Source organism: Limnothrix sp. HT2024 (genome assembly GCF_059138625.1).
The window spans coordinates 1,011,686-1,024,472 of the sequence record NZ_CM181121.1 but is presented as its reverse complement, the minus strand read 5'-3'; the positions used below and the strand labels follow the sequence as shown (position 1 = coordinate 1,024,472).

The 12,787-nt window shown below is 54.6% G+C and carries 10 protein-coding genes; 7 read left to right on the top strand and 3 right to left on the bottom strand.

Annotated elements, in window-relative coordinates; translation table 11 throughout:
* The first annotated feature begins 71 nt into the window (after window positions 1-71).
* Window positions 72-578 (top strand): YceD family protein, encoded by a 507-nt coding sequence (locus AC2IAX_RS04205; RefSeq protein WP_494390271.1) that lies wholly within the window; start codon window positions 72-74, stop codon window positions 576-578.
* Window positions 579-631: 53 nt separating this feature from the next.
* On the opposite strand, the gene AC2IAX_RS04200 is transcribed toward AC2IAX_RS04205, so the two are convergent.
* Window positions 632-1,294 (bottom strand): hypothetical protein, encoded by a 663-nt coding sequence (locus AC2IAX_RS04200; protein WP_494389468.1) that lies wholly within the window; start codon window positions 1,292-1,294, stop codon window positions 632-634.
* A 65-nt stretch (window positions 1,295-1,359) separates the two neighbouring features.
* Complete coding sequence (locus tag AC2IAX_RS04195) at window positions 1,360-1,920, bottom strand: response regulator (RefSeq protein WP_494389467.1); 561 nt, start codon at window positions 1,918-1,920, stop codon at window positions 1,360-1,362.
* Window positions 1,921-2,292: 372 nt separating this feature from the next.
* On the opposite strand from AC2IAX_RS04195, the gene lipA reads away from it, so the two are divergent.
* Complete coding sequence (gene lipA, locus AC2IAX_RS04190; RefSeq protein ID WP_494389466.1) at window positions 2,293-3,396, top strand: lipoyl synthase; 1,104 nt, start codon at window positions 2,293-2,295, stop codon at window positions 3,394-3,396.
* Between the two features lie 54 nt (window positions 3,397-3,450).
* Here lipA and AC2IAX_RS04185 read toward each other — a convergent pair whose 3' ends face one another.
* On the bottom strand, window positions 3,451-3,987 hold the full coding sequence (locus tag AC2IAX_RS04185; RefSeq protein ID WP_494389465.1) for a hypothetical protein: 537 nt from the start codon (window positions 3,985-3,987) through the stop codon (window positions 3,451-3,453).
* Between the two features lie 429 nt (window positions 3,988-4,416).
* On the opposite strand from AC2IAX_RS04185, the gene AC2IAX_RS04180 reads away from it, so the two are divergent.
* The 5 genes from AC2IAX_RS04180 (at window position 4,417) to AC2IAX_RS04160 (ending at window position 12,753) form a co-directional block, all read left to right on the top strand.
* The gene (locus tag AC2IAX_RS04180) at window positions 4,417-5,412 is read left to right on the top strand and encodes an aspartate carbamoyltransferase catalytic subunit (protein ID WP_494389464.1); all 996 of its coding nucleotides are present in this window, start codon (window positions 4,417-4,419) and stop codon (window positions 5,410-5,412) included.
* Window positions 5,413-5,486: 74 nt separating this feature from the next.
* Complete coding sequence (gene holA, locus AC2IAX_RS04175) at window positions 5,487-6,470, top strand: DNA polymerase III subunit delta (RefSeq protein WP_494389463.1); 984 nt, start codon at window positions 5,487-5,489, stop codon at window positions 6,468-6,470.
* 497 nt (window positions 6,471-6,967) lie between these two features.
* Window positions 6,968-8,041: a chemotaxis-specific protein-glutamate methyltransferase CheB gene (gene cheB / locus AC2IAX_RS04170; protein WP_494389462.1), complete on the top strand. Its 1,074-nt coding sequence runs from the start codon at window positions 6,968-6,970 to the stop codon at window positions 8,039-8,041.
* A gap of 86 nt (window positions 8,042-8,127) precedes the next feature.
* Window positions 8,128-11,694, top strand: a complete 3,567-nt coding sequence (locus AC2IAX_RS04165) for a DNA polymerase III subunit alpha (RefSeq protein ID WP_494389461.1) — start codon at window positions 8,128-8,130, stop codon at window positions 11,692-11,694.
* Between the two features lie 15 nt (window positions 11,695-11,709).
* Window positions 11,710-12,753, top strand: coding sequence for a calcium-binding protein (locus AC2IAX_RS04160; RefSeq protein ID WP_494389460.1), 1,044 nt, complete (start codon window positions 11,710-11,712; stop codon window positions 12,751-12,753).
* The last annotated feature ends 34 nt before the right edge of the window (window positions 12,754-12,787 follow it).

The window sequence follows — 12,787 nt, the reverse complement described above, 5'->3', positions numbered from 1 at the left end:
GGAATAGCCAGTGGTCTGCTGCCATTCCCGATCGCACCCATCTTTACCCTCCCCGCTGCGGGGTTCCTACCGTGGATTCGGTCTATATTCCCCACATCCTGAAGGCCACCAATCGAACGATCGGTTGGGAATTTAAGGATTTTCTGCCAGGCTTGGAAACCCTCACCCCCGTGCGCGGCAAGTTGCGTGTGGTTCACCGGGGCAATTTTCTGGAGGTGTCAGCCCAGGCGGAAGGAATTGTGACTCTCACTTGCGATCGCTGCCTTTGTCAATACAATCAGCGGCTGGTGGTCGAGACCCAAGAGCCAATTTGGTTGGATGAGGCGGCGGAGTCCAAAGATTTACCCCTGGAACGGGAAATCAGCGCTGAGGATTTGCAAGAATCCTTGTCGCCAACGGGTTATTTTTATCCCGAAGATTGGCTCTATCAGCAATTTTGTCTTGAACTGCCCGCCCAGCAGCTCTGTAGCGAAGACTGCCAAGGGATTCTGGAACCGGAAGACGCTGCGGAGGCCCAACCGGCGATCGATGCCCGCTGGTCTGCCCTGGCTTCCCTGAAGAACCAACTCGATCGCTAAGGCTCCACCGCAAGCCGATTCTGTGCATGGCTGGCCGCCTTATGCCTAATGGCTTAACGGACTTGGCAACGGGGCGGCATTTCCATCAGCGTCAAGGGTTTCAGCGGCGGATGGCCCACCCACTGGCGCTGAATTTCGCAGTGATTCACCTGGATCGCTTGGCTCGATCGCCCCTGAGTATCCGCCTTGAGCTGAATTTGATAATCCGAGGGCAAATTGCGGGCAAAGGGTTTGTTCACCAGCACCTGTGTCCAGCGCAGCGGCGTTAGCTCCGGGGGCGATCGATGCTCACCGATCACCCAAGCCGTGTCTGTATTGCCGCTGGTGTAGATGCGGTACTGCTGGTTGAGATTGGGCGACACCAGCGCACCCACCCAGGCTTGTAGCTCTGCGCCGTCGCGGGCAAACCGCCCATGCTCCTGATAAAACGCCTGCTGGGCCCGCACCACCGATCCCACCGTGGGCTGCAAGGGAGAGCCACAGGCACAGGCCGGCGGCGAGGCCACCCACACCAGACCACCCGCCAGCACCGTGCTCACCACCAGAGCGCTGGTCAGCCAAGGGGAAACCCGCCAAGCGAAGAATGGGTGCTGGTGGCTGGGTGCTATGGGGCGATCGGGCGCGGGCTGTCCGTCGTTGGGTTGGTCGCCACGGCTTGCACCAAAATTCGTCTCAAAATCAGAACTTTGAAGATCAGAACTTTGATGCTGTTTCATACGGGTGCTTTTGAGGTGGTCTAAGGCGGCGGCAGGGTCATGCCAGCGGGCCGGCGGCGCATGAACTAGCGCAACTTTTGCTTAATGAACGTCACAAGCTGGGTCAACTGCTTCTTCAGTTGATCCACTTCCGCTTGCAAGGTTGCCACTTTTTGCTCCAGGGCCTGGATTTCAGCGGCAGAAGCACCCGGAGCTGCCATGGGCGCAGCGGCCGGGGCAGCGGCCGGCGGTGGGGCCACGGCCGGAATCCGCGAAGCGATCCGCATGGCTTCTTTGATGGACTCGATTAGCTCTTTCTTTTCAAAGGGCTTTTCGATGAAGGCAAATCGCTCGAAGGGTTCCGAAATTTTTTCGGTCACTTCTTCCTTGCGCCCCGACATCACCAGCAGCGGAATCGCTTGCAGGTGGGGTTGGGTTTGAATTTCTTGATAGACTTCCCAGCCGCTCTTTTTGGGCAACAGGAAATCCAACATGATCAGGTTGGGATGTTCTTGCTGAATGAGCTGTAGCCCTTCGAGTCCGTCTTTGGCTTCGAGGACTTCAAAGTTTCCGGCTGGCAACATTTCTTTGACGCGCTGCCGAATCACTTTGCTGTCATCGATGACGAGGATTTTGTGTGTTGCCACGACTTTCTCCTTAGGCTTGCGTGCAGACGAGTCGGGAGTGATAGGGGCGATCGCCCTTCAAGGGGGCGGCGCGTTGGATGAAAAGTTAGGAAGCGATCGCTTAAGACTGAATTCAGCCACCATCGGGGCCGAAAACAGGCTGGCAATGGGTATCCCTGCTTAAGATACGAGCGATCGGGACTCTCGGGTAGTATCCGGGGGAAAAATCTTTCCGAAAACTCCCGAAGACCGTTGCAAATCCTGGGGTTGAGTTCGCCAAAGATTTTCAGCAATATTTCCAGGTCACTGGATCGGCAGCTAAGCCCCTTGGGCCTCTGCGACTCCAGTATATGGCGATCGTCCCGAGGTTTGAAAAGCCCCACCGCTGGCGTGATGAGTTCCCCGATCGCGGCTGTGGCTTTTTCTGAGGCCGCCTACATGGGCGATCGCCCGGATAGTTGCCCCCCCCAAATTAGCCCAAACCCTCGCTCCGCCATCACCCAACCAATTGTCCCGCAATTCTTACGCCACAAATTTTTACGCCACAATAGGGGAAATTCATTTTCCAAAATCCATTTGCCGCCTGTGTCGCCGTCCTCTTCTTCCAGTGCCGCCAGTTCCGCTGTGCCCGACGGGTTGCCTACCTGGCTGAAGCCCCGATTAGGCCGGGCCAGTGAGTTAGCTGAAGTGCAGCGCATTATCAAGCAGCGGCAAATTCACACCATTTGCGAGGAGGGCCGCTGCCCCAATCGGGGGGAATGCTATGCCAATCGAACCGCAACGTTTCTGTTGATGGGGCCCGTTTGTACCCGATCGTGCGGTTTTTGCCAGGTGGACAAGGGCCATGCACCGATGCCGATCGACCCGGAGGAACCCCGCAAGGTGGCGGAGTCGGTGGCGCTGTTGGGGTTGCGCTATGTGGTGCTGACTTCGGTGGCGCGGGATGATTTGCCCGATGGGGGCGCGAGTGTATTTGCACAGACGATCGCCGCCATTCGATCGCAATGCCCTGGCACGGACATCGAAGTGTTGACCCCGGATTTTTGGGGCGGCCAGCCTGACCCTCGGGCCAAGCAGCGATCGCGGGTGGAAGCGGTGGCGGCCTTGCGCCCCGCTTGCTATAACCACAACCTGGAAACGGTGGAGCGGCTGCAAGGCCCCGTGCGGCGTGGGGCCAAATATCACCGATCGCTGGATGTGTTGCGCTGGGTGAAAGAACTGGATCCCACCATTCCCACCAAGTCCGGGCTGATGTTGGGCCATGGGGAAACGGAGGCGGAGATTTTGCAAGCCCTGCAAGATTTGCGATCGGTGAATTGCGATCGGCTGACCTTGGGCCAATACCTACGCCCGTCCCTAGACCATCTACCCGTCCAAAAATATTGGACACCGGCCGAGTTTGACCGCCTGGGAAACCTGGCCCGTGAGCTGGGATTTACCCAGGTGCGATCGGGGCCCCTGGTGCGCAGCTCCTACCATGCGGGGGAGGCGGATTGAGCTGAAGGATTGCCCAAATAATCGCCCATGGGTCGATCTCGCCTGATCACTCCCTTACAGGCTCAAGGGGTGATCGCCGTCGGTGAAATAGACCCGATCGACCGGCCAAAGTCGATTGCGCGTGAGGGTCGCCTGCAAACTGCCAAACAGGGTTAACTGTTCGCAACTGGATAGGGATTGGAACTTGCGGCGGCCATCGGGATTCAGGCGCAGGTCAATGGTGACCGATCGCTTGGCTGTGTCCAAGCTGATGCGATAGTGACGCAGGTCAAAGGCCGGATCGGGTTTATCGCCAGTGGCTTCAATCAACAGCCGCCCCACGGCCGCTTCCAAGGGACGATCGCGCGGGACTTTCACGGACTGGGCCACCAAGCCTTTGCAAGCACCGTCCGGTTTATATAGATCCACCGAAACCGTATCGGGCAGCGGATCCGAATCAATTGCCGCCGCCTGGGCGGAAGGGTCGCCGGTCAAATTACAGCCCGCCAACCCCGGCACAGCCGCCAGGGCCAGCAGCGCCAAGACCAGAGCAGCACGGCGAGGGGTTGCGGGTCGCGAAGACTGAGGAAACCAGGGGCGATCGAGCATCATGGCGAAAATTCCAACGAGGAGTAGTGCTGAAGGGGTGCTGAAAGGAAGGTGACTCAATCTTGCCGGTTTGGGTCAGCCAGCGTCCCCGAACTGGAAAGCTTTCTGAATTGGGTCTAAATGGAGTCTGAAGGGGGGCCAGATCCATGATTGGTCGGGGACTGGGCGGCAGGGGGTCGGGGGCTGAATGGGGTGTTTAAAATCTAGTGCTGATTGGGCGCTGAATCGATGTTTGCTTGGGTGCTTGGTCGTTGATTGGCCGGTGCTTGATCGGTTCTTCAAAGGCGCGATCGCCCAATCCGTATAAACCGCCTTGTAAACCATGGATTCGGCCCCTGATTCGATCGCCGTGGCAAATCCCCTTCGTCAGCGCACCCGTTTGCGCTGCATTTGCGCTTCAATGGATTGCTGGCCCGCATTTCCCCTCGCCCCATGACCACTGCAAGCTGGACCCACCGCCACGTCTTATCGTTGGCGGAGTTCTCGCGCGAAGACTACGACACCGTGTTGACCACCGCCGCTAGTTTTCGCGAGGTGTTGTCCCGTCGCACTAAAAAAGTGCCCACCCTTCAGGGGCAAGTGGTCACCAACCTGTTTTTTGAACCCTCGACCCGCACCCGCAGCAGTTTTGAGCTGGCGGCCAAGCGCCTGTCAGCGGATATTCTCAACTTTGCGCCGGGATCATCTTCGCTCACCAAGGGGGAAACGATCCTAGACACAGCCAAAACCTATTTGGCCATGGGGACGGACATTATGGTGATTCGGCACCAGCAGGCCGGTGTGCCCCAGTCGATCGCGGCGGAGATGGATCGGCTGCAGTCCGGGGTGAGTGTGCTGAATGCGGGGGATGGTCAACACGAACACCCTTCCCAGGGATTGTTGGATCTGTTCTCCATCTGCCAGGTGTTGAATCCCCAAAAACCATCGATCGGGGACTTGCGGGGTAAAAAGGTGGCGATCGTGGGCGATATTTTGCACTCACGGGTGGCCCGATCGAACCTGTGGAGCCTGACGGCTGCGGGGGCGGAAGTCCATTTGGCCGGGCCGCCAACCCTGCTGCCTCGGGAATTTGCCCAATTTTTGCCGCCAACGGCCGATCGATCGCCCCTCCAAATCCATTGGCAACTGGAGCCGGCCTTGGCCGATGCGGATTTTGTGATGACCCTGCGGTTGCAACAGGAACGAATGAGCCAACACCTGCTGCCCAGCTTGCGGGAATATCACCAACGCTATGGCATCACGCGCGATCGACTGCGGCTCTGTCAGCCCCAAGTGCGGGTGTTGCACCCGGGCCCCACGAATCGCGGCGTGGAGTTGGCTTCCGATGTGATGGATGACCCGGCCCTCAGCTTGGTTCCGGATCAGGTAACTAGCGGCATTGCGGTGCGCATGGCGCTGCTTTACCTGATTGGGGGCGGCAAGGGCTAACTTGTTAACTCATTCTCCAGTCAAGCATCCGGGGGCAAGTGCGCCACCGTTTAACTGCGCCACCATTTAACAAAATGCCGGTTTATTGGTTTTGGGGTGAGGATGATTTTGCGATGCAGCGGGCGATCGACCCGTTGCGATCGCGCGTGGATGCCGCCTGGGAAAGTTTTAATTTTGAAAAAATCCCGCCCGATCGTGAGGATGGCCTGTTGGTGGCCCTGGCCCAGGCGGTAACTCCTCCCTTTGGGGCGGGCGATCGGCTGGTGTGGCTGGCGGAAACGGTCTTGGCCCAACGCTGTCCCGATGATTGGTTGCGGGAGTTGGAACGCACCCTGCCCCAAATTCCCGACAATGCCATTTTGCTGCTCACCTCCCGCCCAAAGCCCGATGGCCGCCTCAAGTCCACCAAATTGCTCCAGAAGGCCAAAAACACCGAAATTCAGGAATTTTCCCCGATTCCTCCTTGGAAAACCGAGGAGCTGTTGCAACAGGTGAAACGGGCCGCCCAAGCGATGAAGGTGAAAATTAAGCCCGAAGCGGCGGAGTTGCTGGTGAACGCGGTGGGCAACAACACGCGCCAACTCTACAGCGAGCTGGAAAAGCTGCAATTATTTGTGGGCGATCGCCCGATCGGTACGGAAGACATCAATCGCCTGGTTTCCGTTTCCACCCAAAGCAGCTTGGAGCTGGCGAAGGCCATGTCTTTGGGGCAAATTTCCCAATCGTTGAAGCTGATTGCGGATTTGATTGCCCGGAATGAAAATCCCTTACGGATTCATGCTTCTTTGGTCACTCAGTTTCGACTGTGGCTGTGGGTGAAGCTGATGCTTGATCGGGGTGAGCGGGATGATTTGGTGATTGCCAAGGCGGCAGATTTGGGCAACCCCAAGCGACTATTTTTCATTAAGAAAGAAGTGCAACCCATGGGACTCAAAGCACTTCAAAAAAGCCTCCAGCTTCTCTTGGAGCAAGAAACCCTCTTGAAGCGGGGCAGCGACCCGATCGAAACGCTGCAATCTAAGGCGATTGAACTCTGTTTGCTGTTCCAAAAAAACTAGGCAGCAGAATCATTGTCTTCCAAAAAGCAATGGCTCAAGCAGGATCAAAATCTCAAAAAATAATCGACAAATGGTCGGCCAATGGATCGGCTAATTGATTAAATCCTTGCTGATTTTAGCTTCAAACTCCAAGAAATTTGCGACAATAGGCATAGGAAAAAGAATAAGAGGATGTTTAAAAAGTATTCTTTGGCACGGGCAAGCACCAATAGTCGTGGAAGGAGCTTAGGGCCTGTCGTCATTTCCTAGGATCGGGCGGAAACGACTGATTTTCCATGTCCCAGTCGTTGTAACAAGGGGCTTAAGCCCCTTGTCCCCCACGATCTGCCAACGGCGGAATCAAGGTTTCAGGCGATTTGACGACAGGCCCTAAGCCCCTTGTCTAAGTCGATCACTGGGGCGTACAGAGTAGCAATTTTGGCTTTTCAGACATCCTCTAAGACAAAGATTAATTGCCTCCCGATTTGCAGCACCAAAATTTCAAGCAGGGAATACCAGTGGCTCCACCCCCCATCCGAGTGCTGTTGGTTGAAGATTCCGAAATTGCCATCCGGCTCCTGCGGCGGGCGATCGAGAGCACTGGTGCGCTGCAAGTGGTGGGCACGGCCCATACGGGGCTGGAGGGGTTGGAACTCCTGAAAGCCACCGATCCCGATGTGATTTGCACGGATTTGCACATGCCGCGCATGAATGGGCTGGAATTTACCCGCGAGGTGATGGGGCGATCGCCCCGGCCCATTTTGGTGATCAGCAACTCCGTTCGCGAGGACGATCGACGCACGGTGTTTGAGTTGCTGGAGGCGGGGGCAGTGGATGTGTTTCCCAAACCGGTGATGAGTTCGCCGGAACAATATGCTCAAGTGGCGGCCCAGTTAATTGCCAAAATTCGGGTGCTGGCGGGGGTGAAGGTTTTCAAGCTGCGGCGATCGTCATCCCCCTCGCCGTCACCGACGATCGCGCTGCCGTCGGCGCTGGTGCAAGGGCCGGCGATCGAACGGGCGATCGGGGCGATCGGCGCTTCCACGGGCGGCCCCCAGGCCCTGCGGGAGATTTTGAGCCAATTACCGCCGCGTTTTCCCCTGCCGCTGGTTTGCGTGCAACATATCAGCACGGGCTTCTTGCGGGGGTTACTGGATTGGCTCAGCCTCAATTGCGCGCTGTCGATTCAAATTGCCCAAGCGGGCCAAACTCCCCAGCCGGGCGTGATTTACTTTCCGCCGGAAGGTCACCAGTTGGAGTTTGATCCGCAAGGGCGGTTCGTCACCTTTCGCACGGAACCGGTGGATGGCCATTGCCCCTCGGTGACGGCCACCTTTCGCTCCATGGCTCGGGTCTTTGGCAAACGGGCGATCGGGATTTTACTGACGGGCATGGGCAACGATGGCGCAAGGGGCCTGTTGGAACTGTCCCAATCGGGCGGCTGGACGATCGCCCAGGATGAAACCAGCTCTGTGGTGTTTGGAATGCCCCGAGCGGCGATCGAGCTGGGCGCGGCCAAACAGGTGCTCCCCCTCAGCTCGATCGCCCTGCATTTGGTGGAACGCAGCGGCAGCCTAGCCCGCTCTGGCTGATTCCCCCCGCAGGCCCTCGCGTCCGGGAACCCGATAGGCCACAATGGAGAGCGCATCATCCATCGGTTCGATCGGGTTCTCCTGCCATGTCTTTTGTTGGTCTCCACATCCACAGCGATTACAGCCTGCTCGATGGGGCGAGTCAACTGCCCGCTTTGATCGATCGGGCCATGGAACTGGGAATGCCCGCGATCGCCCTGACGGATCACGGAGTGATGTATGGGGCGATCGAACTGCTGAAAGTTTGTCGCGGCAAACCCATTCGCCCCATTATTGGCAACGAAATGTATGTCATCAATGGCAGCCTTGATGACAAACGAAAATTACCGAAATATCACCAAGTTGTCCTGGCGAAAAATAAGCAGGGCTATAAAAATCTCGTTAAATTAACCACCGTTTCTAACCTGCAAGGGGTGCGTGGAAAAGGCATTTTTGCCCGTCCTTGTATTAATAAAGAATTACTAGAAACCCATCGCGAAGGCCTAATTGTCACCAGTGCTTGCTTAGGTGGCGAGATTCCCCAAGCCATCTTGGCCGGGCGCTTTGACGTGGCGGAACGGGTTGCCCAATGGTACAAAGAAATTTTTGCCGATGATTTTTATTTGGAATTGCAAGATCACGGCTCCCAGGAAGATCGGGTGGTGAATGTGGCGCTGGTTCGGCTCGCTCGCCAGTTCGATATTCAACTGATTGCCACCAACGATTCCCACTTCATTTCCTGCTTTGATGTGGAAGCCCACGATGCATTGCTTTGCATCCAGACCGGCAAGCTAATTACAGAAAATAAACGACTGCGTTATAGCGGTACGGAATATCTGAAATCGGCCGAAGAAATGGCTCAATTGTTTCGCGATCACCTCACCGATGATGTGATTCAAGAGGCCATTAGCAACACTCTGAAGGTGTCCGAAAAAATCGAAGATTACGACATTTTGGGCCAACCCCGGATTCCCGACTTTCCAGTTCCCCCGGGTCACACGGCCGATACCTATGTGGAAGAAGTGGCTTGGCAAGGTCTTTGTGATCGCTTGGGTTTGGCCTCTCGACAGGAATTAATCGATCGTCATCCTGAATATACAGAGCGCCAAACCTACGAACTAAACATGCTGCAACGCATGGGCTTTTCGGCCTATTTCCTCGTGGTTTGGGACTACATCAAATTTGCTCGCGATCACAACATTCCCGTGGGCCCCGGTCGGGGCAGTGCCGCCGGTTCCCTAGTTGCTTATAGTCTCGGAATTACCAATATTGATCCAGTACACCATGGCTTGCTGTTTGAGCGATTCTTGAACCCAGAACGGAAATCCATGCCAGACGTGGATACGGATTTCTGCATTGAAAAACGGGATCAAGTAATTGATTACGTCACCCAAAAATATGGAACCGATCGGGTGGCGCAAATTATCACCTTCAACCGGATGACCTCCAAAGCCGTGTTGAAGGATGTGGCACGGGTGCTGGATATTCCCTACGGGGAAGCCGATCGAATGGCCAAAATGATTCCCGTTTCGCGGGGCAAGCCAGCCAAGTTAAAAGTGATGGTTTCTAACGAAACACCCGCCCCCGAATTCAAGGAAAAATACGACAAAGATGAGCAGGTTCCCGGCGCGTTACCGGGGGTGACCTATCGCCGCTGGCTCGATATGGCCATGCGGATTGAAGGCACCAACAAAACTTTTGGGGTTCATGCGGCCGGCGTGGTTATTTCCGCCGATCCCCTCGATGAAATTGTGCCCTTACAACGCAACAATGACGGCTCAGTGATCACTCAATATTACATGGAAGATATTGAGGCCGTCGGACTGCTAAAGATGGACTTTTTGGGTTTGAAAAACCTAACCATGATCCAAAAAACTATTGATTTGATTGAGCGCACCAGTGGCAAAACCATTGATATTGACAGTGTGCCGGAAGATGATCCCAATGCTTACAAACTGCTTGCTAGTGGTGATTTGGAAGGAATCTTCCAGTTGGAATCTTCCGGAATGCGCCAGGTGGTGCGTGATTTGAAGCCGTCTAATTTGGCTGATATTTCTTCAATTTTGGCGCTCTATCGGCCAGGGCCCCTTGATGCCGGTCTGATTCCACAGTTTATTAACCGGAAGCATGGTCGAGAGGCGATCGCCTATGACCACGAAATGTTGGAACCGATTTTGAACGAAACCTACGGGGTTTTGGTGTTCCAAGAACAGATTATGAAAGTCGCCCAAGAGTTGGGGGGCTATACCTTGGGTGAAGCAGATCTGCTGCGGCGGGCCATGGGGAAAAAGAAAAAGGAGGAAATGGAGAAACACCAAAGCATTTTTGTTGATGGGGCAGCGCGTAATGGCATTAAGAGCAAAATTGCCGAAAGTTTGTTTGAGCAGATGGTGAAGTTTGCGGAATATTGCTTTAACAAATCCCACTCGGCAGCCTATGGCTATGTGACCTACCAAACGGCTTATTTGAAAGCCAATTATCCCGTTGAATATATGGCGGCGTTGCTGACTTCCAACAGCGACGATCGGGATAAGGTGCAAATGTATATTGCCAGTTGTTTGCGCCTGGGCATTGACGTGGAGCCGCCGGATATTAATCGATCGGATGTGGATTTCACACCGCTCAAGGATGCGTCTGGAAAACGGGGCAAAATCCTGTTTGGCTTAGGTGCAGTTCGGAACTTGGGCTTAGGGGCGATCGAGTGTTTATTGCAAGCGAGATCGGAAGGTGGACTCTTTCAATCTTTGGCCGATTTGTGCGATCGAATTGACTTGCGATCGGTCAACCGGCGGGCCTTGGAAGCATTGGTGCAGTGCGGTGCATTGGACTGTTTGCAAGCCAATCGCCGTCAATCAATGGCTGATTTGGAGTTAATTATCGATTGGGCCCATAGCCGGGCAAAGGATCGAGCCAGTGGCCAGGGTAATCTGTTTGATTTGGCTATGGGACTGGAATCTTCAAGTCATGCCAAAACACCGGAGAATGTGTTGGATTTGGCTCCCAAAGCGCAACCGATGGATGATTATCCCAAACAGGAACGGTTGAATTTGGAGAAGGAATTACTCGGATTTTATATTTCCGATCATCCCCTGAAGGATATTCAAAAACCCTCTCGATTGTTGGCTCCCATGAACCTGTCAGAACTGGGTGAGCGACCCGATGACAAGGCCACGGTGAGCGCCATTGTGATGTTGAATTCCGTGAAACCGGTGGTGACCAAAAAGGGCGATCGAATGGCCATTGTGCAAATTGAAGATCTGACGGCTCAGGCGGAGGCGATTGTGTTTCCCCGGGCCTATGAGCGAATTCACCCACTGATTCAGCCCGATCGACAGTTGATGATTTGGGGCAAAGTCGATCGCCGTGATGATCAACCCCAATTCATCATTGAAGATGCGGAACCCATTGATCAAATTCAACTGTTAACGATCGAAATTTCTGCTGATTTAGCGGGCAACATTGAACAACAACACCAGTTACGAACTTTGCTGCTGAATTGGGCGGGGGATGATGCCAAAACGCCCGTGATTGCCATTGTGCGCGGAGAGGATGGCCGCCGTGAATTAGTGCGGTTTGGCCCCCAATTCCGGGTACGCGATCCGGGAGCTGTCACCCACGCGCTTTCCAACGCGGGATTCGCTGCCCGATCGATGGCCTTGGTTAGTGGATCCTAGGGTTGAGAGGGATCTATGATGCGAATTTTGGTGGTGATTCCGCACTTCTTTCGCCCTGATGCTGATGGGAAATATGGTTCCGCCAGGCGCGATCCCCGGCCGCGAATTGCCGCCCTCAGCCAGGCAATTCAGGCACTGCATAGCCTTTTCAATGCTCACCAGGTTGCCTTCCAAGATCAACCCCAACAGGGACTACAAATTCAGCAGGTTAACCAATGGACGAGTTGTGAACTGGATATTCTGCTTTGCACAACGGGCGATCGCCATTTGTTGGCAAAGTTGCCCGTGAGCAGTCATCTTTTTCAACACATTGCCTTGGATTGTCCCGATCGGGAATTGGGATTTTATTGCCAGCGAGTTTTGGGCGATCGACTCTCAGAAAATTATGACTATTACTGCTATTTGGAAGATGATTTAACCATTCGCGATCCCTTATTTTTTCTAAAGCAACAATGGTTTCAGTCATTCCTAGGCGAAAGTGCAATATTACAGCCGCATCGCTTTGAATGGTCGAATCCAGCGCTAAATAACTCCTGCGCAAGCCGTGGAGTCGGTGAAAATCCTGACTCATCCACTTCAGATTGGGTTAACTCACCCAATTTCGACTCAACCAGTAGCCATCATCCAGGAAGCTATCACAAAGTCTACGTCGATCCAGACTTTGAAAGCAAAACCGGCCAAAATCCAGGATTTGCCCACCATTTCACGGAGCAGCGTGTTTTGGTTGGCCAGTTTCTGGGTCAACCGATCCAATTCGATCGGGCTGGAAATCCCCATGCGGGTTGCTTTTTCCTAACCCGATCACAAATGGCCCTTTGGGCTTCGGCAGTGGATTTTGGGCAACCCAGTAGTCAGTTTATTGGCCCCTTAGAAAGTGCTGCTTCCTTGCATCTCATGCGCTATTTTCGGGTCTATAAACCGGCTCTGCCATGCGCCAACTTTTTGGAAATTGAGCATTGGGGACAATACAACAGCCAAGACTTACTGAGTAATTTACATTTGGTGCAGTTTCAACCCAAAGTGGTTTCCTATGCGGTCGGCAACTTCCCCAATGGATAATTCGATGGTTTTCTCAAAAAGCTTTGCGCTAAAC